Source organism: Xanthomonas sp. DAR 34887 (genome assembly GCF_041245805.1).
Lineage (GTDB): Bacteria > Pseudomonadota > Gammaproteobacteria > Xanthomonadales > Xanthomonadaceae > Xanthomonas_A > Xanthomonas_A tesorieronis.
Window position 1 is genome coordinate 3,356,400 of the sequence record NZ_CP162490.1, and the last position, 20,561, is coordinate 3,376,960.

Genomic DNA, 20,561 nt, shown 5'->3' on the forward strand with positions numbered 1-20,561 from the left:
GTACAGCAGGTAGAAGGTGGCGGCCTTGGCGATGACCACCGCGATGCCGATGGCGATCGACTCACGCCGCGTCACGGACCGCCTCGGCGAGCTTTTCCAGGGTCTCGCGCATCAGCGCGGCGTCGTCGGCCTCGACCGTGACCCGCAGCACCGGCTCGGTGCCGGACGGACGCAGGAAGGCGCGGCCGCGCCCCTGCACTGCCGCCTGCGCCGCGGCCAGCGCGGCCTGCACGCTGGCCGCCTCGGCCGGGCGCGCGCCCTGCTGCAGGCGCACGTTGACGGTCTGCTGCGGCACCTTGCGCAGGCCCTGCAGCGCCTGGCGCAGGCTCTGCCGCGAGCGCTTGAGCACCTCCAGCACCTGCAGCGCGCTGACGATGGCATCGCCGGTGGTGGCGCGGTCCAGGCACAGCATGTGCCCGGAGGTCTCGCCGCCGAGCACGCCGCCGTGCTCGACCAGCGCCTGGTGCACGTAGCGGTCGCCGACCTTGACCCGCAGGAACGGCAGCTGCAGCGCGGCCAGCGCCTGTTCCAGCCCGTAGTTGGTCATCAGCGTGCCGACCACCGGTCCGCGCAGGCGGCCGCTGGCCTGCCAGCCGCAGGCCAGCACGTACAGCAGGTCGTCGCCGTCGACCGGGTTGCCCTGGTCGTCGGCCATCAGCACGCGGTCGCCGTCGCCGTCGAAGGCGATGCCCAGCTGCGCGCCGTGCTGGCGCACGTTGCTGGCCAGGTTGTCGATGTGCATCGAGCCGACCCCGGCGTTGATGTTGAGCCCGTCCGGCGCGGCGCCGATCGCGATCACCTCGGCGCCCAGCTCGCGAAACAGCAGCGGCGCGATGTGGTAGGTCGCGCCGTGCGCGCAGTCCAGCACCACCTTCAGCCCGCGCAGGTCGAAACCGCGCGGCACGCTGGCCTTGCAGAACTCGATGTAGCGGCCGATCGCGTCGCGCGCGCGCATCGCCTTGCCCAGGCGCTCGGATTCCACCGTGGCGAACGGCGCATCGAGCGCGGCTTCGATCGCGCTTTCGGTGGCGTCGTCGAGCTTCTCGCCCTCGGCGGAAAAGAACTTGATGCCATTGTCGTAGTGCGGGTTGTGCGAGGCGCTGATGACGATGCCGGCGTCGGCGCCGAGCGTGCGGGTCAGGAACGCCACCGCCGGGGTCGGCATCGGCCCGAGCAGCTGCACGTCGACCCCGGCGGCGACCAGCCCGGCCTCCAATGCCGATTCGAACATGTAACCGGAGATGCGCGTGTCCTTGCCGATCACCACCGTCGGCCGCGCGGTGCCGGCGGCGCCCGCGCCGAGCACCCGGCCCAGCGCATTGCCCAGGCGCATCACGAAATCGGCGGAAATGGCGCCCTGCCCGACCCGGCCGCGGATGCCGTCGGTGCCGAAGTATTTGCGGGTGCTCATGCGGCGGGGATTCGGGATTCGGGATTCGGGATTCGGTCAAAGCCGGAGACTTGCAGGGATCGCGGGAAACGCGCGTTTGCCGCGCAATGCATCGCGCGCGCGGGACCGCGAATCCCGAATCCCGACTCCCGATTCCCGGCCTTCACGCCACCACCTCGGTCTTGGCCGGGGCCGGCTGGCGCATCATCATCGCCAGCAGTTCGGACAGGCGGTCGCGCAGTTCGCGGCGGTCGCAGATCTGGTCGATGGCGCCGTGCTCGAGCAGGAATTCCGAACGCTGGAAGCCTTCCGGCAGGGTCTCGCGCACGGTCTGCTCGATCACCCGCGGGCCGGCGAAGCCGATCAGCGCGTGCGGCTCGGCGATGTTGATGTCGCCGAGCATGGCGAAGCTGGCCGAGACGCCGCCGGTGGTCGGATGGGTCAGCACCGACACGTACGGCAGGCCGGCTTCGCGCAGGCGGCCGAGCGCGGCCGAGGTCTTGGCCATCTGCATCAGCGACAACAGGCCTTCCTGCATGCGCGCGCCGCCGCTGGCGGAGAAGCACACGAACGGCGCGCCGATCTGCAGCGCGGTCTCCGCGGCCAGCGCGAAACGTTCGCCGACCACCGAGCCCATCGAGCCGCCCATGAAGGCGAAATCGAACGAAGCGGCGACCAGCGGCTGCGCCTTGAGCAGGCCCTGCATCGCGATCAGCGCGTCGTACTCGCCGGTGCTCTTCTGCGAGATCTTGATGCGTTCGCCGTACTTCTTCTGGTCCTTGAACTTCAGCGCGTCGGTCGGTCCCAGGCGCGCGCCGATCTCGGTCGGCGTGGTGTCCGGATCGAACAGCGAGGCCAGGCGAGCGCGCGCGCGGATCGCCATGTGGTGGCCGCATTTCGGGCACACCTCCAGGTTCTCCTCCAGCTCCGGCCGGTACAGCACGGCGCTGCAGTTGGGGCACTTCTCCCACAGGCCTTCGGGAACGCTGCGCTTCTTGCTGGGCGTGCTATCGGTGCGGATGCCGGAGGGCATCAATTTGCTGAGCCAACTCATGCGGAATGACGATCCAGTCGCGCGGCCCACCGGGCCGCCAAGGGGCGACAGTCTAGCGCGGTGCCAGATATCGCGCCGCAACGACATCGTCCGGCCCGCAGCAGCGCGTCGGTTGACGCGCCGCAACATCCTGCCCGTGGCCGGCACACGATGAGCGCACGGCACGCCCGGCAAAGGCCTGCGTGCGGTGAAGCACCTGGATCGGCACGGGTCGGAGGCGCCGCAGCGGAGACCTGCAGCCCATCCCTCGCCCAGCAAACTCCGCAACCGAACCCCTAGCGAAAACCGCGTGCCGACCTTGCCGTCGACGCCATCGACCGCCGGCGAATACGGCCCTCAGCCCTGGTCCAGCGCCTGCCGCAGCGGCGCCAGGAACGCCAGCGCGCGTTCGCGCACCGCCTCCGCGGTCGTCGCCTCGGCCAGCGCCGCGACCAACGCGCTGCCGACCACCACGCCGTCGGCATCCGCCGCCATGGCCCTGGCGCTGGCGGCGTCCTTGATCCCGAACCCGGCCACCACCGGCACCGCCGAACGCGCGCGCAACTGGCGCAGGCGGTCGCCGGCGGCGCGCGTGTCGAGGTGGTCGGCACCGGTCACGCCGGCGAAGCTGACGTAGTACAGGTAGCCGCGCGCCGCATCGCACAACAGGCCGATGCGCGCATCGCTGGTGGTCGGCGAGGCCAGCACGATCAGGTCCAGCCCGGCCGCGGTGAAGAGCGCCAGGGTCTCGGCCGACTCTTCCGGCGGCAGGTCGACCAGCAGCACGCCGTCCACGCCGGCGGCGACCGCCTCCTCGGCGAAGCGCGCGGTACCGTGGATCTCGACCGGGTTGAGGTAGCCCATCAGCACCACCGGCGTGGTGGCGTCGTCGCGGCGGAACGCGCTGACCGTCTCCAGCACGTAGGCCAGGCCGGCGCCGCGCGCCAGGGCGCGCTCGGAGCTGCGCTGGATGGTGGGGCCGTCGGCCATCGGGTCGGAGAACGGCACGCCGAGCTCGATGATGTCGGCGCCGGCCTCGACCAGCGCATGCATCGCCGGGACCGTCGCCTCCAGCGCAGGATCGCCGGCGGTGAGGAAGGGGATCAGGGCCTTGCGCGAGTGCGTGCGCAGGCGGGCAAAGGTGGCGTCGATGCGGCGCATGAGAAATCCAAGCTGAGGAAGAAGGGGGGGTCAATCGGTCGGCGGCGCCGCGCTGGCGGACACCATGTGCGCAGGCAGTTCCGCCAGCGCCGGTTCGGGCGCTTCCACCGCGAAGCTGTCCACGCAACAGCCGCAGCCGGTGTTCTCGGAACAGGCGCGCAGCGTGCCGCGCCAGCGCTCCAGCCAGTCGAGCAGCAGCGCCTGCTCGCCCGGCGTGTCGAGTTCGGCGATCAGCGTCGCGCGTACCCAGCGCATCGCTCAGACCTGCACGCCTTCGCGCGCGGCGATGGTGTGCACGTCCTTGTCGCCACGGCCGGACAGGTTGCACAGCACCAGCGCGTCCTTGGGCAGGTCGCGCGCCAGCTTGATCGATTGCGCCACCGCATGGCTGGATTCCAGCGCGGCGAGGATGCCCTCGGTGTGCGCCAGCAGATGGAACGCGGCCAGCGCCTCGTCGTCGCTGATGCCCTGGTAGACCGCGCGGCCGCTATCTGACAGGAACGCGTGCTCGGGGCCGACGCCCGGGTAGTCCAGGCCGGCGGACACCGAATGGGTCTCGGTGATCTGGCCGTCGTCGTCGCAGATCACGTAGGTGCGGTTGCCGTGCAGCACGCCCGGGCGGCCGGCGGCGATCGAGGCGGCGTGGCGGCCGCTGGCGATGCCGTCGCCGGCCGCTTCGGCGCCGTAGATCTTCACCCCCGGATCGTTGAGGAAGGCGTGGAACAGGCCGATGGCGTTGCTGCCGCCGCCGACGCAGGCGCTGATCGCGTCCGGCAGGCGGCCGTAGTCCTCGAGCATCTGCGCGCGCGCCTCGCGGCCGACGATGGCGTTGAAGTCGCGCACCATGCGCGGATACGGATCCGGTCCGGCGACGGTGCCGATGATGTAGAAGGTGTCGCGCACGTTGGTCACCCAGTCGCGCATCGCCTCGTTGAGCGCATCCTTGAGCGTGGCCGAACCGGAATGCACCGGCACCACCGTGGCGCCGAGCAGCTTCATCCGGTAGACGTTGATCTTCTGCCGCTCGATGTCGGTGGCGCCCATGTACACCACGCATTCCAGGCCCAGCCGCGCGGCCACCGTGGCGCTGGCCACGCCGTGCTGGCCGGCGCCGGTCTCGGCGATGATGCGGGTCTTGCCCATGCGGCTGGCCAGCAGCGCCTGGCCGATGGTGTTGTTGATCTTGTGCGCGCCGGTGTGGTTCAGGTCCTCGCGCTTGAGCAGGATCTGCGCGCCGCCGACTTCGCGGCTGAGCCGCTCGGCGTGGTAGATCGGGCTGGGCCGGCCGACGTAGTGCTTGAGGTCCTTGTCGTACTCGGCGATGAAGGCCGGATCCTGGCGCGCCTGGTCATAGGCCGCGGCCAGCTCCTGCAACGGCCCGATCAGGGTCTCGGCGACGAAGCGGCCGCCGTAGCGGCCGAAGTGGCCGTTGGCGTCGGGATAGGCGTGGAAGTCGCTGATGGGGACGGAAGACATGGCGCTCACGGGAAGCAGGACAGGCCTGCACTTTAGCGCACGCGTCGCCCGGCAAAAACCGATAAAGTCTGCGCCTATCCGTCAGGAAATCTCACATGTCCAGCCTGCGCCGCCTGCCCTCGCTGAATGCCCTGCGCGCGTTCGAGGCCGCGGCGCGGCTGCGCAGCGTCGGCGGGGCGGCGGCCGAGCTGCACGTCACCCACGGCGCGGTCAGCCGCCAGATCCGGTTGCTGGAAGAGGAACTGGGCGTGGCGCTGCTGCGGCGCGAGGGCCGCGGCATCCGCCCGACCGCGGCCGGCGAACGGCTGCGCGACGCGGCCGGCGGCGCCTTCGCCCAGTTGCAGGACGCGGTGGCGGAACTGCGCCGCCCGGCACGCGCCAGCGCCCTGGTGCTGGGCTGCCCGGGCAGCATCCTGGCGCGCTGGATGATCCCGCGGCTGCAGGCGCTGCAGCGCGACCTGCCCGAGCTGACCCTGCACCTGTCCGCGCATGAAGGCGAGTTCGGCGCGGATCTGGACGGGCTGGATGCCGCGCTGCTGCTCGGCCAGGCGCCGTGGCCGGACGGCTGGCAGGTGCACGTGCTGGCGCCGGAGCGGATCGGCCCGGTGCTCAGCCCGGCCCTGCCGCAGGCGCAGGCGCTGGCCGCCGCCCCGCCCTCGGCGCTGCTGCAGCAGCCGCTACTGCACACCGCCTCGCGCCCGCAGGCGTGGCCGTCCTGGGCGCAGGCGCATGGCGTGGACCCTGCCGCGCTGCGCTACGGCACCGGCTTCGAACACCTGTACTACCTGCTCGAAGCGGCGCTGGCCGGCATCGGCGTGGCGATCGCGCCGCAGCCGCTGGTCGCCGACGACCTGGCCAGCGGCCGCCTGCTGGCGCCGTGGGGCTTCGCCGAGACCGGCGGCGAGTGGGCGCTGTGTACGCGCCGGGAGCAGCAGGACCCGCGGGTGGCGGCGCTGGCGCGCTGGCTGGCGGGCGAATTGCGGCAGGACGGCGGCCAGGGCGTGTCATCGATTCCCGAGTAGGTCGCGTCGGGTCTGCCAGGTCGCCGGCCGGTGCCGCGTGGCGCAGCGCCTGACTGGCGGTCAGGTCAAGCCGCGCGGCGCCGGCCGGCGGCCTGACAGGCCCAACCCGCAGGGCCGCTCTTGCGCGCCCTCGGCGCTACGTCATTCCCCGGATGGAACCATCCTCCACGCCTTCTATTGCCTGCCTCGTGCACGCACACGAGCGGCGCGATCTGCTTGGGGATTGATGACGCGCCCTAGGCCTTTTCTTTCGCCGGATTGCCGGCGACCAGCGGCAGCGACCGCGCAGGAAACGCGAAGCGGCGACGGTTTGGCATGTCACGCGTAGCCGGCGATCCGTCGCGGCTGAAGCCGCTCCTACAGGGTTCGACGGCGGCCGAAAGCGATCGGCCGCTGCGTGCGGCCGACGCGACCGCCTCAGCCGGCCGGGGTCGGCGCGGCCAGGCGCTGCTGCAGCTCGTCGCGCAACCGCGCCAGTTCGACCTCGGCCACGCGCCGCTGCTGCATGCCGTCGCGATGGATCTCGCGCACTTCCTCCACCGTGGCGATCAGTTGCTCGTGCACGTGGCGCAGCGTGTCCATGTCGATCACCGCGCGCTGGTTGGCGCGCGCGGTGTCCACCGAGGTCTGCCGCAGCAGGTCGGCGTTGCGCCGCATGATGTCGTTGGTGGCGTCGTCGATGGCGTTGGATAGCGCCGCCGCGTTCTGCTGCTCGCTCAGCGACAGCTGGATCGCGAACTGGCGCTTCCACGACGGGATGGTGATGTCGCGCACGGTGTTGAATTTCTCGATCAACTGCAGCGCGTTGGCCTGGATCAGGCGGATCATCGGCAGCGCCTGGTCGGCGGCATGCTGCATCACCTGCAGGTCGCCGACGCGCTTGTCGAGCAGGCGCAGGGCGGTGTCGATCTCGGCGCGCTGGCCGCGCGCCTGCGGATCGTCCTGCCCCGCCAGCGCCAGATGTTGCTGCTGCAGTTCGGCCAGCCGCAGCTTGCCGGCGGCGACGTGCAGGCCCAGCTCGCGGCGTTCGGCCTGCACCATCTGGTGCATGCGATCGAACTCGCTCACGCGCTGGCTCAGGCTCGCCTGCTGCGCGCCGACATCGCGCAGCAACTGTTCGATCTGGCGGTTGGTGTCGCTGAATTTCTGCACCAGCTCGCCCTTGGAGGCGCGCAGCCGGTCGATCAGGCCGCCGAGCAGCGGCACCCGCGAGCGCTCGCTGAGCTGGTCCAGCTTCAGCGCACGCGCGATCCGCACCACCTCGCCGAGTTTGTCGCCGGTGGCTTCGAGATCGCGGTTGCGCACCTGGTCCAGCAACTGGCTGGAGAACGCGGCGGTATGCGCGGCGACCTCGTTGCCGAACAGGTGCAAGCTGCCCGGGGCCACGTCGCGCAGCCCCTGCGCGAGCGCGGCGATCTGCTCGCGATCCTCGGACACCAGGCCCAGGGCCTTGAGCTCGGCCGCATCGGGCGTGGCCGGCGCAACCTGCGGCAGCAGCGGGTTTTCCTGGGTCATCGTGCTTCTCTCCTTCGATAGCGGGACGCGGCGGCTCGGTCGCAGGCTCAGCGCAGTCTAGCCCGCATCGCCTGGACTTCGGCCAGGATGCGCTGCTGCGCCTGCGCGGCGCGGGTGGTGCTGGCCGCGCCATGCGCCGCCTGCACGGCCGACTCGGCCTGGCGCCATGCCGGCAGCAACACCTCGCGGATATGCCGATAGCGCTGCAGCAGGTCGTTGCCCTGCTGTTGCAGCAGGCGCCACTGCGCGGCCTCCAGCCGCCAGGCGGCGGCGAGGCGTTGCAGGTGCTGCAGGCGCCGGCTCCAGGCATCGGCCAGTGGCGCGACGCTGGCCATCGCCGGCACGGCGACGATCCAGCGTTCGAGCGCGGCGACGCCGGCCTCCGCTGCAGCGGCCAGCGCGCCATGTCCATCCAGGCGTTGCTGCAATGCGTACGCATGCCGATCGGCGCGCAACAGCACCACGCCCAACTGCGCACTCAGGGTTTCGGCCTCGGCCTGCGTTTCCAGGTCGCGTCCGAGCAGGCGCCCGAGCACACCGCTGGCGCGGCGGATGCGCTGCGGATCGCGCGCCTGCAGCGCCTGCTGGATATGCTCCAGTTCGCGGACCAACGCGGCGCCGCTATCGGCTGCCGCATCGCGCGGCGCCAGCAGCTGGCCGACGGCGTCCAGCAACGGCGCCGCATAGCTCGCCGCGGCCTGTGCGTCGCCCAGCTCCGGCGGCGCGGCAGGCGGCTGCGGCAGCGCCGGGGCGATGTCCGTGCTCACGTCGGGCCGGGCTGCGGATCGTCGTCGCGCGCGGCCCCGGCCTCGCCGTAGAAATGCCGCGCGAGGGCCTCGTCGAGCTGGCGTTCGGCCAGCGTGCGCGGACGGCGCTCGCGTGGCGCGACCGCAGCCGCGGCCGGCGTGGCGGGCTCGCGCAGATAGGCGCGCACCGCCTCGGCCAGCGCCGCGAGCGCTTGCCCGGCCTGGGCATGGCCTTCGTGCGAGCGCGCCAACGCGTCCAGCAAGGGCTGCAGTTCGGGCGCGGGCGTGGACGCAGGCGGCGGCGTCGAAATGGATTCGGCAGCGGCCGGTGCCGGCAGCGCACGCTCGCGCTCGGCCAGCACCTGCTGCAGCAGCGCCAGCACCTGCTCCCAGCGCTGCTGCGCCGACGCCGGTTCGGCGCGCAATACCTGCAGGCCGTTGGCGATGTCGGCCAGCTGCGCCACCATGCGTCCGCCGACATCGGCCTCGTCGGCGCCCATCGCCTTGTTGCGCAGGAAATCGCGCTTGATCTGCTCCCAGCGCGCCAGTTGCTCGGCACTCATCGCGCCGCGCAGTTCGGCCAGCTTGAGCAGGTTTTCCTCGGCGCCGCTGGTCAGCAATTGCGCCTCGCCCAGGTAGTGGTCGGAGATCAGCTGCTGCAGCTCGGCCTCGTTCATCACCGGCGAGATCTTCTCCGCCAGCTTGTTCATGTTGCGATAGCTGCCCTGCAGCCGGAACGGCGGCTCGCTGCGGTAGCGATCGTCCTGCGCGGCGCTGGCGATGTACTGCTGGTTGACCCGGTAGACCACATCGCGCACGCGCAGCATGCGTTGAAGGGTGGCGACGATCTCGTTGATCTCCGCGCCGCTGTAGGCGTGGCTCAGCGCATTGGTGGAAATCTCCTTGCCGCGGGCGCGCTCGACCAGCAGGTACAGATCGGCCAGATCGCGCGTGGCCAGCGGCGCCAGCACCGGATTGGAGGTCAGGCTGTTCTCGATGTAACTGAGCACGAACGCCTCCTCCATGCCGCCGAGCACGTCGCCGAGGTTGTAGACGTCGGCGCGGTTGGCGAGCATGTCCGGAATCTTGAACACCTCGCCGGACTCGGTGTACGGATTGCCGGCCATCACCACGCAGAACTTCTTGCCGCGCATGTCGTAGGTGCGGGTGCGCCCCTTCCACACGCCCTCGATGCGGCGGGTACCGTCGCACAGCGAAATGAACTTCTGCAGGAATTCCGGATGGGTGTGCTGGATGTCGTCGACATACAGCATGGTGTTGTTGCCCATCTCCAGCGCCAGGTTGAGCTTGAGCAGTTCCTGCCGCGAGGTGGCGTCCGGCGCCTGCGCCGGATCCAGCGAGCGCACCGCATGCCCCAGCGCCGGGCCGTTGATCTTCATGAAGACCAGGCCCAGGCGGCTGGCCACGTATTCCATCAGCGTGGTCTTGCCGTAGCCCGGCGGCGAGATCATCAGCAGCAGGCCCATCAGGTCGCTGCGCTTGTTCTCGCCGACCGTGCCCATCTGCTTGGCCAGGTTGTCGCCGATCACGCCCAGGTAGACCTCGTTGATCAGCTTGTTGCGCACGAACGAGGACAGCGGCCGCGCCTTGAACTCGGACAGGCGCAACTGCTCGCGTTCGCGCGCGATGACCTGCTGGCGCAAGGCCTGGTAGTGGCGGAAGCCGGGCACGAAGGTCTGTTCGTGGCGGTGCAGGCGCGCCAGGAAATCGTCGATGGCGATGGTCAGGCGGCCGCCCTGGATACGCGGATGCTCGCCGAGCAAGCCCTCCACCGTGGTCATCAGCAGCACCTCGCTGTGCTGGCTGCGCAGCCGCGACGCCAGCAGCGCGATCGCCACCGCTTCCGGCACGTAGCCGGCATAGGCGAGGAAGCGCGGATCCTGGCACAGGCCGTGCAACCAGTGGCTGGCCAGGGCCCAGCCGGCAGCGAGCTGGCCGCGCACGCGTTCCAGCGAGCGGTCGAAGTCTTCGCGCAGGCCGGCCTCGCCCAGGCGCGCATGCAGGGCGTCGAGCAACTCGCGCGCGTGGCGGCTGAGCGGGAAGGTCGGCTCGCCCAGCGCCAGCTCGGCGCCCAGGTAGGCGGCGGCGGCCGCCACATGGCCGCCATCGAACGGCAGCAGGCTGTCGTCGACGAAGCGTTGCAGCGCCTGCTGCATCTTGGCCTGCAGCGCCTGGCGGCCCTCGCTTGCGCCGAACAGGCGGAAGATCGCATCGGCGCCGGCCTGGCGCGCGACCCAGGCCGCGACCGCGTCGTCGCGCTGGCGCTCGGCCCAGAACGCCATCGCCAACGCGCGCGCGGCCGGCGCATGCACCAGCGTGCCGGCCGCCTGGTGCAGCGGCAGCAGCGCCTGCAGGATGCGCGTGGCGTCGTGGTCGTGGATGCCGCGCTCGTAGCCTTCGCGATAACGCGGCGCGGCGAAGTCGCGCACGCTGCGGGCCAGCGCCTCGGGCGTGGCCGCCTGCTGCAGCAGGCCCGGCAGGTCGAGCCCGTCGCGGCCGGCCAGCGCCGATTCCAGCAGGCTGCCGGCCAGGTATTCGCCGCGGTACAGGTCCGGCGATTCCGAATCCAGCGCCACCTGCCAGTAGGCGCGCGTCGCCTCCAGCGCTTCGTCGTGCAGCGGCTCCAGGTAGTCGGTGCCGGTGAGGTGCAGGGCCAGTCCGTCCTCGCGCGGCAACAGGGTCAGATCCAGCACCTGGGTGTTGACGCTGAAGCGGTGCCGCGGGCCGAGCCGGACCACGTTGCCGCCGGATTCGAACAGCTCGCTGCGGTCGCGCAGGGCGCGCACCGCCTGGTCGCGCACGCCCTTCAGGCGCGCCTCGACATCGTCGGCCTTGACGCTGTCGCGGTAGCCGCGCAGGCGTTCGGCCAGTTCGCGCAGCTTGAGGATCAGCGGATCGCCGGCGAAGAAGGCATTGAGTTCGTCGGCGGTGGCGAAGCGTTCGGTGCGCCGGGGCAGGCCGTCGAGGATGCGGGTGGCGGCGTCGAGCAGCGAACGCGCCTTGCGCTGGCGCTCGTCGAGCGAGGCCTGCTTGTGGCTGTCGAAGGCCTCGATCAGTTCCTCGCGCTTGCTCAGGATGTCGCCGAGGAATTGCTCGTGCTCGCCGAACTGGCTCTCCAGCTCTTCCAACTGCAGCAGCAACCGCGACAGCTGCTCGTCGGCGCGCTCGGGATCGGTGGACAAGGACAGCGCGCTGGTGATGGCCTGGCCGAACAGCGCGAACTGCGCCGCGAACTGGGCCACGGTCTCGGCCGAGCCCAGGGTCTTGCGCCGCTGCTCGGCGCGCGCGCGCGCCTGGTTGAGCCGTGCATAGACTTCGGACAAGGTTTCGACCACGCGGGTGCGCTCGCTGGCGTCGTCGACCTTGAGCCCGGCCATCAGTTCGGAAAGCAGGTCCAGGTCGTTGGACAGCGCCTGCATCGCCTGCAACTGCTCGGACAGCGCGCGCGCGGTGGCCGCCGCCTGCGCGGCCGCGTCCAGTTCGGCCAGGCGTTCGTTCAACGGCGCCAGCGCGGTCTCGCTGCCGAGGAAGCGGCCGGTGGCCGCGCCGACCGTATCGTGCGCCTGCTGCAGCGCCGCGCCCATCGCGTCGATCGCGTCGGTGTCGATGTAGCGGTATTCGCGGATCGTCAGCAACTGCCCGCGCTGGGCGGCGATGGCATTGAGCGGCTCGACGAACTCCTGGATGCTGGTCCAGTTCTCCGGCTGCAGCCGCGCCAACAGCGCCTTGTGCGCGGCGACGGCGGCGGCCATCGCCTGCTCGGACTGCTGGCGGATCGACAGCACCTTCTCGTATTCGTCGAGCACCGCTTCGCCGGTGGCGCTGATGCCGCGCAGCACGCCGCCGAGACCGCCGCACTGCGCGTCGTCCAGCCAGTGGTGGGCGTCGAACAGGCGTCGCGCGTCCTGAACCAGCAACTCGTAGCGCTGCACCGAGACCTCGTCGTGCTCGATCGCGCGCGCCAGCCCGAACAGGTTGGAGATGCCGCGCACCAGTTCGGCGTTGCCGATGCGGCCGAGGAAGCTGTTGCCCGGCGCGCGCCTGGCGGCGAATTCGTCGCTGCTGAACGGGGTCTGCCAGACCTGCATCGGATGGATCCGGGTCGGCTCGGTGCCTTCGGCGTGGAACAGCACCATGCGCCCGTCCTGCAGCAGCGCATAGCCATGGCCGAACACCGGGTTCTGCAGCGCGCGGCGGATGGTGTTGTAGACGAACAGCGCAGACTTGCCGCCTTCGCGCTCGTAGAAGATATACAGCACGTCCTCGCCGTTGGGCGAGCGGATCGCGCGCTTGAACTGCATGCCGTCCATCGCCGCGTCGAACGCCTTGTGATCGCCGTTCTGCAGGTAATAGCCGCCGGGGAAGATGATGCCGTGGTCCTCGGGCAGCTGCACGCAGGCCTGCACGATGGCGTCGTTGCGCACGATGCGGCCGCTGAGCGTGTTGTAGATCAGCCCGCGCCATTGCGTTTCGCGGTACGGCAACACCTTGAGCAGGACCAGCGTGCCGACCCGCGCGAAATCGAACTGGGCGTCGTCCAGCGACTGGGTCTTGTCCTCGACCGGCTCGCTGTAGATGCCCTGCCCGGTCTCGGTGTTGTTCTCGACCTTGATGGTCAGGTCGCCGCCGATGGTCTCCACGAACAGGGTGTCGAGGATGTTCAGATGCGAATGGCGGCCGTTCACCGCCATCTCGCGGGTGGCGCGGGTCCATTCGAAATCGAACGGCGGCGGCAGCGCGATGTCGCGCTCGCCGCGCGCGTCGATGTAGGTCAGGTCGCCGGCGCTGTCGATCGCCCAGCGGAACACGCGCACGTCGGCGCTGCGCTCGCCGATCTGGAACGCCGCCAGCAGCTTGCCGCCGATGACGATCAGCTGCAGCAGCCGCGCGTGCTTGTAGTAGGCGTACAGCTCGCCGAAATCGTGCACGAAGCCGGGCTGGCCGAGGAAACTGCCGGCCACGTCGATCGGGCTGACGTCGTAGCCGTCGGCGCCCTCGACCAGCCGGTACAGGCCGAACACGTCCTCGATGCGGGTCTGGTTCTTGAGCCCGAGGAACACGTTGTAGCCGAACAGCAGCATGTCCTGGCCGACCTGCACGATGTCGCGGCCGACGCAGTTGTTCTCAGTGCGGATGCGGAAGCGCCCGACCACTTCGAGCCGGCTGTCGCCGAATTCCTGCAGGCGCTGCGCATTGAGCGCCTCGACCGCTTCGTGCAGGCGCGCGCCCTGCTCGACCAGGCGCCGGCGCAGCACGTCGTAGGCGCCGCCCTGGGCGACGGCCTGGTCGACCTGGGACGCGTTGCCGCCCTCGGGCTGCGGATCGGTCGGGGATTGGGTTGCTGCCATCGTCAACGGCTCCTGCCGGCTTGCATGCGGCCGGCGCGCGTCGCCGCGCGCCGTCTTCTCAACGGGGTGCGGCGGCACGCGGCCGCCGCTGGATCGCGCAGCGTGCGCGGATCAGGCCGGGTCCGGGATCACGGCTGCGCCACGGGCAGCGCGGCGGCGCCATCCGCCGCCACCGGCGTGTGCCGCTGCACCCCCAGGTAGCGCTGCATCAGGTCCTGCACGATCGGACTCTTGTCGGCCAGGCCCTCGATCGACTTGCCGAGCGAGACCGCCTTGACCAGGTTCTCGAACATGCCGCCGTCGCCGCCGACCAGGTCGATATCGGCATTGCGCAGGGCGCTGGCGATGACCTCGGCGTTTTCCTTGGACACTTCCTTGCCGGCTTCGATCGAGGCCAGCGCCTGCTTGAGGCTGTTGTCGAGCAACATGCGGAACTCCTCGTGGCCGCGCGCGGTGTCGCTGAGCGCGCCGATCGCCTCGAACTTGCGGGTCAGGCCTTCGGCTTCGGCGAACAGGCGCTTTTCGACCACGCTCGCCTCGGCCATGCCGATCGACTCGGCCGCACTCGCCTTGGCCTTGCCCATCTGCTCCTCGCCCTGCGCCTTGGCCTGCAGCGTCTCGGCCAGCACGCGCGCGTCGTTGCTGCCCTGCTTGAGGCTGGCGTCGGCCTTGGCCTCGATCACCCGCGCCTCGGCGATGCCAACCTTTTCGATCGCCAGCGCCGAGGCTTCCTTGACCTGCGCGTCGGCCAGGCCGGGCGCGGCCTTCTCGGCGCGGGTGCCGTCGGCGAGCAGCTTCTTGGCCTCGGCCTGCTTGCCCGCGGCCTCGTGCTCGGCCTGCGCCAGGGTGGTGAGTTCGACCGCGCGATGCTTGGCCGCGGTCTCGCGCGCCTGCGCTTCCTTGACCTGGCGCACCAGCAGTTCCTGCGCCTTGGCCTCGGCTTCCAGGATCGTCACCTGCTTGTGCCGGTCGGCCTCGGCCACTTCGCGCACTTCCTTGATCCGTTCCTCTTCCTGGGCCACGGTCTTGTCGATGGCGATGCGCTCGCGGGTGATGTTGGCCACGTCCATCTTGCCGTTCTCCACCACCTTGTCGCGCTCCACGCCCTGCAGCTGCACTTCGCGATCGGTGGTGACCTGTTCCAGCTGGCGCGCGCGCGCCACCCGCTCGACCTCGATGGCGACCGCGCGCTGGCGGTTCTGTTCGGCGACCTCGACCTCGCGCAGGCGGTTCTGCTCGCGGATGTCGATCAACTGCTGCGCCTCGATGCGCGCGTTCTCCGACAGCTGGCGCTGTTCTTCCTGCACCTTCAGCGTCTCGGCCTGTTCGCGCGCGCGGATCGTGTCGACCTCGCGCTTCTGCCGCGCTTCGGCCTCGGCCTGCTGCCGCTCCAGCGCCAGCAGCGCCTCGCGCGCTTCCACGTTCTTCTTGGTGATCGCCAGCTTCTCGTTCTGCTCCAGCTCGTTGGTGACCACGTTCTGGGTGGCGGTCAGCTCGGTGATCTTGCGGATGCCCTCGGCGTCGAGGATGTTGTGCGGATCCAGCAGCGACTTCGGAGTCTGCTCCAGGTAGTCGATGGCCACGTCCTCGAGCACGTAGCCGTTGAGGTCGTTGCCGATCACCGCGATGATCTCGTCGCGGAATTCCTGGCGCTTCTCGAACAGTTCGGTGAAGTGGAATTTCTTGCCGACCGTCTTCAGCGCCTCGGAGAACTTGGCGTTGAACAGTTCGTCGACCGCATGCTTGTCCGAGGCGCGGTCGGCGCCGATCGCCTTGGCCACGCGCAGCACGTCGGCCTGGGTTTCGTTGACCCGCAGGTAGAACGCGACGGCGATGTCGGCGCGCATGTTGTCGCGGCAGATCAGGCCTTCCTTGCCGCGGCGATCGACCTGCAGGGTGATCAGGCTGATCCGCATCAGCTCGGCGCGATACAGCACCGGGATGATCAACGCGCCGGTGAAATGCACCTTCGGCGTCGAACTCATGTCGTTGACGATCAACGCCACGCCCTGGTCGACCTTGCGGTAGAACGCCTTGAACAGGCCGGCCAATCCCAGCAGCAGCACCAGCAGGATGCCGACGCCGATCAGGAACGGCGCCATCGTCGCAAAACTCATCGGTGGATCTCCTTGTCGCCCGCAATCAGGCTGTGGGGTAACGGCGAACCCGGCTGATCCCGCTCGCGGGCCACCAGGTAATGATTGTGCGCATGCACGTAGTCGACCAGCACCACGCGCTCGCCGCGCAGGTATTCGCTACCGGCCGGCGCGCGCACCTGCAGTACCAGTCCGGCGCCGCCGTCGTCGACGTTGGCGTAGCCGCTGCCGGCATCGGCGCGCGGCGAGGCGATCACCCCGACCTTGCCGAGCAGCGACTGCTGCGCGACCGGACGCAGCTTCAGCAGCAGGCGGCGCAGCGGCCGCAGCATCCACGAGGTCAGCGGCACCGCCGGCACCAGCGCCAGCAGCGCGACCGCGCTGCCCAAGCCCCAGCGCAGCCCGTCCGGCAGCGCCTGCAGCAGGAACAGATGCGCGAAATAGGTGCCGGTCCAGGCCCAGAACGACAGCAATGCCACCACCAGCATCAGCGGCGCGCCGCCCAGGCCGAGCCGCGCGAAGATGCCGGAAATGCCATGCAGGCCGTGCTCGGCGCCGTGTGCGCCATCGAGATGCAGATGCCCGTCGGCGAGGTGGTGATCGGCAATGCCGGTCGCGGCCAGCAACCAGTAGATCGCCGAGAATCCCAGCAAAATGCTGTACGGCAGCGTGGGAAATCCCAGTGCGACACTCAAGAACTCGGCCATTCCCTCATCCATCCCTGTGCGCGCAGCGCACAGCGCCATCGGGCGCGTGCGCTGCCGCTGCATCCTCATCGGCCGGCGGCGCGCCTGTCGCGCGGCGCGGCATCGCCGACCGACCCCTGGTCCGGATCATACGATAAAGGCGTGTCGGCCCGCAGCGCGGCGCGCGGGCGCCCTGGAACGGCACGCCTGGATCTGCGGAGCGCGAGGCGACCCATTGCCCCGCCGTACTGACGCGTACGCGGCCTGGGACGACTAGCCTGGCGGCGGTGGCCGCGCTAGCAGTTGGTGTTCAACTCGTGGCAATCGGCGCGGCGCACTTCCTCGACGAACTTGCGCATCTTGTGCCCGTCCTTGATGCCCGGCTGGCTCTCGATGCCGCTGGACACGTCCACGCCCCACGGCAAGGTGGCGATGATCGCGTCGAACACGTTGTCGGCGGTGATGCCGCCGGCGAGCAGGAACGGCCGGTGCAGGCCGGTCGGCAGGCGCGTCCAGTCGAAGGTCTTGCCGGAGCCGCCGCTCTCGCCCGGGGCGTGGCTGTCGAACAGGAAGCCGGCCGCGTTCGGGTACTGCAGCTGCAGCGTGCGCGCGTTGATGTCGGTGCCGGCCATCGGCACCGCCTTCAGGTACGGCAGGTTGAAGCCGCGGCAGAAGCCGTCGTCCTCGTCGCCATGGAACTGCAGCAGGGTCGGCCGCACCGTGCGCAGCACTTCGCGCACCTCGTCCTTGGGGTTATCGCGGAACAGCGCGACCACGTCGACCATCGGCGAGGCGGCCTGGCGCATCGCACGGGCTTCGGCCGGCGCCACGCGGCGCGGACTGCCGTGGGCGAAAATGAATCCCACCGAATCCACCCCAAGCTCGCCCGCCAGGCGGATATCGCCGGCACGGGTCATGCCGCAGAACTTGATGCGGGTGCGATACAGGGTTCGATTCATAGGGTGACCTCGGCCGGTAGCTTCCAGTGATCGGGGTAGAGCGGACCGACGAACACCAGTCCCTGCGGCGGGGCAGTCGGGCCGGCGACGCTGCGGTCGCGCCCGGCAAGCAGTTCGCCGATCCAGGAAACCGGCTTCTCGCCTGTTCCTACCATGATTAGGGAGCCTACGATATTGCGCACCATGTGATGAAGGAATGCATTGGCCTGGACCTGGACCTCGACGACCTCGCCGATCCGGGTCACCGCGATCGCCTGCAATTCGCGGCGCGCGTGCAGCGCCTGGCACTGGATGCTGCGGAAAGCGCTGAAATCCTGCTCGCCCAGCAACGCCTGCGCGGCGGCGTGCATCGCCTCGGCCTGCAGCGGCCGCCGCTCCCAGCTCAAGGTCTGCCGGTACAGCGCCGGACGTACCTGGCGGTTGAGCAGGCGGTAGCGGTAGCGCCGCGCGCGCGCCGAGAAGCGCGCATGGAAATCGTCCGCGGCCGGCACGCACCAGCGCACGCATATCGACGCCGGCAAGCGCGCAGTGGCGCCGAGCATCCACCCGCGCGGCGCGCGCGGCGCATCGCAATCGAAATGCACGACCTGGCATTCGCCGTGCACGCCGGCATCAGTGCGTCCGGCGCAGACCACGCTCACCGGCGTATCGGCCACCGACGACAGCGCCGCCTGCAGCGTCGCCTGCACGCTCGGCCCGCCGGATTCGCCGAGCTGCTGCCAGCCTTGAAACTCGCTGCCGTCGTATTCCACGCCCAGCGCATAACGCATCGCCCGCTACTCCGTCACAACGCGCACTGCGCGCTGCAGCGGCCACGGCGCTGCGCTGCGGTACGCGCGCGAATATGGACGCGCGCGCGGCCGCACGGCCCGGGCCGCGGGCAGGCGACGCCGCGGCAAGAGCACAGCCGCGATACCGTCCGCGTGCGTCGCCGGGGACAGCGCCTGGCGTGCCGGCGACAGCGTCGCAAGATCAAGGAGGTGTTCGCGCATCGTCGCATTCCCTGTCGAGGCAGCACGGCGGCGGCGTCCGCGCCGCACGCCGCCTGCGCGCATCAGCCCAGGCGGGCCAGCAACTGCTGGGCCTCGGCACGCGCCGCCGGATCGCCGCCGGCCGCCACTTCGGTCAGCAGGGTGCGCGCGGTTTCGTTGTCGCCCAGGTCCATATAGGCCACCGCCAGCTCCAGCCGCTCGCGGCCGATCGGCGGATACGCGGGCGTCGGTTCGACGCTCGGCTCGGCGGCGGCAGGCAGATCGCCCTGGTGCCAGGTCGGCTCCTGGCGTTCGGCCACCACCGGCGCGACCGGCGTCGGCGTCGGCGTCGACACCGGCGACGGCTGACGCCATGGTGCGTCGGCGTCGAGCGGCGCCTGCGTCGGCGGCGCGACCTCGGGATCGGGCCGTTGCGCGAAATGCGGATGCTCCACGGCAGGCGTCGCGTCGGCGTCGTCGTAACGCGGCGCATGGCTGGCCAGTTCGCGCTCGAAGGCGTGGTCCTGGTACGCCCGCTCTTCCTCGGCCGCGTCTTCGGCCACTTCGTGCTCGTGTTCGTGTTCGTCCAGCGGCGGCAGGTCCGGCGCGTCCACCTCGCGGTGCGCCACCACCGGCACCGCCGCGGCCAGTTCCGCCGCGTCGTAGCCATGTCGCGGCAGCGGCGGCAACGGCGAGGGCTTGCGCCGGCGCGACAGCAACAGCGCGCCGATCCCGAGCACCAGCAGCGCCAGCCCGCCCCACAGCCACAGCGGCCAGCCGCCGGAGGCCGCCGGCGCGGGTTGCGCCTGCGCTTGGGCCTGCCCGGACTGCGCCAGGCGCTTCTGCGCCGCGGCCAGGTCGCTGTCCTTCAGTGCGATCAGTTGCTGCTGCTGGGCCTTGAGCTTTTCCAGCTGTTCGACCCGCGAGCGCAGTTCCTGGACCTCGGCATCGCGTGCCGCGAGGTCTTCGCGCGCCTGCTGCAATTGTTGAGTCGCCACCATGTCTCCCTCGTCGCCGGCACCGGTGCCGGACTTGGTTCCTGCGTTGTCGCGCTGCGCCGGCACCGCCGGCGCGATTTCCAGGCGTGCGCCCGACGCCGCCGTGGCCGTCGCGGCGGCGGGCTTGGCGGCGGCCGGCGCAGGCGCGTCGGCCTGCTGCGCCTGGGCCGGCTGCGGCACCGGCGCCCGCGCCTGGCGCCATTGCGCGGCCTGCTCGCGGACGATGGCGGTGGCCGCAGCGGCATCGATGCTGGCCAGTTCCTCCTGGCGCGGCGTGCGCAACACGGCGCCCTGCTTGAGCAGGTTGACGTTGCCGCGGATGAACGCATCCGGATTGGCGCGCAGCAGCGCGACCATGGTCTGGTCCAGCGAATGACCGCCGCTGCGCGCCAGTTGCCCGGCGATCTGCGACAGGGTCTGCCCGCGCTGCACCGGCGCCAGCGCATCGCCGGGCGCCGCCGTGGGCGCCGGGGCGCTGCGCACCGGTGTGGCGGGCGCGCTCGACAGCGCAGGCGGCGGGGTATTGGCGGCCGCTGGCGGCGTGGTTGCCGGCACCGGCTCGCTGCGGACGATGCGGTCGGACGGTGCGGCGGCGGCCGGCGCATCGATCGCCGGCGCATCGATCGCGGCGGCGGTGTTGGGAGCGTCGACCAAGGCCGAATATTCGCGGATCAAGCGGCCCTGGCCCCAATCGACCTCGATCAGGAAGCTCAGCGACGGCACCTCGACCGGCATCTGGCTGCTGACGCGGATCACCGCGCGGCCCTGGCTGGTCTGCGCGAAGCGGAACTGCAGGCTGCCGACCACGCCGTCCGGGCGCTCCAGCCCGACCCGGGCGAAGGTCGCCGGCGAGGCCAGCGCCACGCGCGCGTTTTCCAGCTCGCCCGGTTCGTTGGAGATCACCGGGATCTCGGCCAGGAACGGCTGGCCGGGCTTGGACAGGACGCGGATGTCGCCCAGTCCCAACGCCAGCGCGGCCTGGCTGCAGGCCAGCAACAGCAGCGCGCATGCCGCGCGCCAGCCGCGGCCCGGAGCCGACGCAATGGAAGTGCCGTCGCCGCCATGGCGGCGGAAGAAGCGTGTTTGTAGGCGCATCACGCCCCTGCCCTTGGTGTCATGGCGTGCAATATAGCCGTTGG

At 70.6% G+C, this 20,561-nt stretch carries 14 protein-coding genes; 1 reads left to right on the plus strand and 13 read right to left on the minus strand.

Translation table 11 applies throughout. From position 1 onward, the window contains the following. Window positions 1-61 precede the first annotated feature (61 nt). The 5 genes from glmM to trpB all read right to left on the minus strand — a co-directional run bounded on the left by glmM (window position 62) and on the right by trpB (window position 5,060). A complete protein-coding gene (gene glmM, locus AB3X08_RS14105; protein ID WP_184411173.1) occupies window positions 62-1,411 on the minus strand; it encodes a phosphoglucosamine mutase in 1,350 nt (449 codons plus the stop codon). A gap of 142 nt (window positions 1,412-1,553) precedes the next feature. Further along, window positions 1,554-2,444 carry an acetyl-CoA carboxylase, carboxyltransferase subunit beta gene (accD, locus tag AB3X08_RS14110; RefSeq protein WP_369933310.1) on the minus strand — a complete coding sequence of 297 codons (891 nt, stop codon included), beginning with the start codon at window positions 2,442-2,444 and terminating at the stop codon, window positions 1,554-1,556. A gap of 336 nt (window positions 2,445-2,780) precedes the next feature. Beyond that, entirely contained in the window at window positions 2,781-3,584 is an 804-nt protein-coding gene (trpA, locus tag AB3X08_RS14115) for a tryptophan synthase subunit alpha (protein ID WP_369933312.1), read from the minus strand. 30 nt (window positions 3,585-3,614) lie between these two features. After that, the gene (locus AB3X08_RS14120; protein WP_369933313.1) at window positions 3,615-3,839 is read right to left on the minus strand and encodes a hypothetical protein; all 225 of its coding nucleotides are present in this window, start codon (window positions 3,837-3,839) and stop codon (window positions 3,615-3,617) included. Window positions 3,840-3,842: 3 nt separating this feature from the next. Then, a complete protein-coding gene (trpB, locus tag AB3X08_RS14125; RefSeq protein ID WP_369933314.1) occupies window positions 3,843-5,060 on the minus strand; it encodes a tryptophan synthase subunit beta in 1,218 nt (405 codons plus the stop codon). Between the two features lie 95 nt (window positions 5,061-5,155). Here trpB and AB3X08_RS14130 point away from each other — a divergent pair, with 95 nt between their 5' ends. Continuing rightward, window positions 5,156-6,082 (plus strand): LysR family transcriptional regulator, encoded by a 927-nt coding sequence (locus AB3X08_RS14130; protein WP_369933316.1) that lies wholly within the window; start codon window positions 5,156-5,158, stop codon window positions 6,080-6,082. A gap of 417 nt (window positions 6,083-6,499) precedes the next feature. Here the strand turns inward: AB3X08_RS14130 and AB3X08_RS14135 are convergent, their stop codons facing one another. The 8 genes from AB3X08_RS14135 to AB3X08_RS14170 all read right to left on the minus strand — a co-directional run bounded on the left by AB3X08_RS14135 (window position 6,500) and on the right by AB3X08_RS14170 (window position 20,517). Further along, a complete protein-coding gene (locus tag AB3X08_RS14135; protein ID WP_369933318.1) occupies window positions 6,500-7,597 on the minus strand; it encodes a toxic anion resistance protein in 1,098 nt (365 codons plus the stop codon). A gap of 47 nt (window positions 7,598-7,644) precedes the next feature. Then, window positions 7,645-8,364, minus strand: a complete 720-nt coding sequence (locus AB3X08_RS14140) for a hypothetical protein (RefSeq protein ID WP_369933319.1) — start codon at window positions 8,362-8,364, stop codon at window positions 7,645-7,647. Beyond that, window positions 8,361-13,712 carry a DNA repair ATPase gene (locus tag AB3X08_RS14145; RefSeq protein ID WP_369933321.1) on the minus strand — a complete coding sequence of 1,784 codons (5,352 nt, stop codon included), beginning with the start codon at window positions 13,710-13,712 and terminating at the stop codon, window positions 8,361-8,363. The genes AB3X08_RS14140 and AB3X08_RS14145 overlap by 4 nt, the downstream gene beginning before the upstream one ends. Before the next feature lie 128 nt (window positions 13,713-13,840). Beyond that, window positions 13,841-15,829 carry a hypothetical protein gene (locus AB3X08_RS14150; protein WP_369933322.1) on the minus strand — a complete coding sequence of 663 codons (1,989 nt, stop codon included), beginning with the start codon at window positions 15,827-15,829 and terminating at the stop codon, window positions 13,841-13,843. Further along, entirely contained in the window at window positions 15,826-16,515 is a 690-nt protein-coding gene (locus AB3X08_RS14155; RefSeq protein ID WP_184411181.1) for an OB-fold-containig protein, read from the minus strand. Before AB3X08_RS14155 ends, AB3X08_RS14150 begins: the two co-directional genes overlap by 4 nt. 275 nt (window positions 16,516-16,790) lie before the next feature. Next, window positions 16,791-17,453, minus strand: a complete 663-nt coding sequence (locus tag AB3X08_RS14160) for a phosphoribosylanthranilate isomerase (protein ID WP_184411182.1) — start codon at window positions 17,451-17,453, stop codon at window positions 16,791-16,793. Further along, window positions 17,450-18,223, minus strand: a complete 774-nt coding sequence (gene truA / locus AB3X08_RS14165; protein WP_369933325.1) for a tRNA pseudouridine(38-40) synthase TruA — start codon at window positions 18,221-18,223, stop codon at window positions 17,450-17,452. Before truA ends, AB3X08_RS14160 begins: the two co-directional genes overlap by 4 nt. A 284-nt stretch (window positions 18,224-18,507) precedes the next feature. Beyond that, complete coding sequence (locus AB3X08_RS14170) at window positions 18,508-20,517, minus strand: FimV family protein (RefSeq protein ID WP_369933327.1); 2,010 nt, start codon at window positions 20,515-20,517, stop codon at window positions 18,508-18,510. Window positions 20,518-20,561 lie beyond the last annotated feature (44 nt).

What these genes read in the sequence shown, in the direction of transcription:
- glmM (WP_184411173.1), bottom strand. Translation starts at nt 1,411, where the DNA reads ATGAGCACCCGCAAATACTTCGGCACCGACGGCATCCGCGGCCGGGTC.
- accD (WP_369933310.1), bottom strand. Translation starts at nt 2,444, where the DNA reads ATGAGTTGGCTCAGCAAATTGATGCCCTCCGGCATCCGCACCGATAGC.
- trpA (WP_369933312.1), bottom strand. Translation starts at nt 3,584, where the DNA reads ATGCGCCGCATCGACGCCACCTTTGCCCGCCTGCGCACGCACTCGCGC.
- AB3X08_RS14120 (WP_369933313.1), bottom strand. Translation starts at nt 3,839, where the DNA reads ATGCGCTGGGTACGCGCGACGCTGATCGCCGAACTCGACACGCCGGGC.
- trpB (WP_369933314.1), bottom strand. Translation starts at nt 5,060, where the DNA reads ATGTCTTCCGTCCCCATCAGCGACTTCCACGCCTATCCCGACGCCAAC.
- AB3X08_RS14130 (WP_369933316.1), top strand. Translation starts at nt 5,156, where the DNA reads ATGTCCAGCCTGCGCCGCCTGCCCTCGCTGAATGCCCTGCGCGCGTTC.
- AB3X08_RS14135 (WP_369933318.1), bottom strand. Translation starts at nt 7,597, where the DNA reads ATGACCCAGGAAAACCCGCTGCTGCCGCAGGTTGCGCCGGCCACGCCC.
- AB3X08_RS14145 (WP_369933321.1), bottom strand. Translation starts at nt 13,712, where the DNA reads ATGGCAGCAACCCAATCCCCGACCGATCCGCAGCCCGAGGGCGGCAAC.
- AB3X08_RS14150 (WP_369933322.1), bottom strand. Translation starts at nt 15,829, where the DNA reads ATGAGTTTTGCGACGATGGCGCCGTTCCTGATCGGCGTCGGCATCCTG.
- AB3X08_RS14155 (WP_184411181.1), bottom strand. Translation starts at nt 16,515, where the DNA reads ATGGCCGAGTTCTTGAGTGTCGCACTGGGATTTCCCACGCTGCCGTAC.
- AB3X08_RS14160 (WP_184411182.1), bottom strand. Translation starts at nt 17,453, where the DNA reads ATGAATCGAACCCTGTATCGCACCCGCATCAAGTTCTGCGGCATGACC.
- truA (WP_369933325.1), bottom strand. Translation starts at nt 18,223, where the DNA reads ATGCGTTATGCGCTGGGCGTGGAATACGACGGCAGCGAGTTTCAAGGC.
- AB3X08_RS14170 (WP_369933327.1), bottom strand. Translation starts at nt 20,517, where the DNA reads ATGCGCCTACAAACACGCTTCTTCCGCCGCCATGGCGGCGACGGCACT.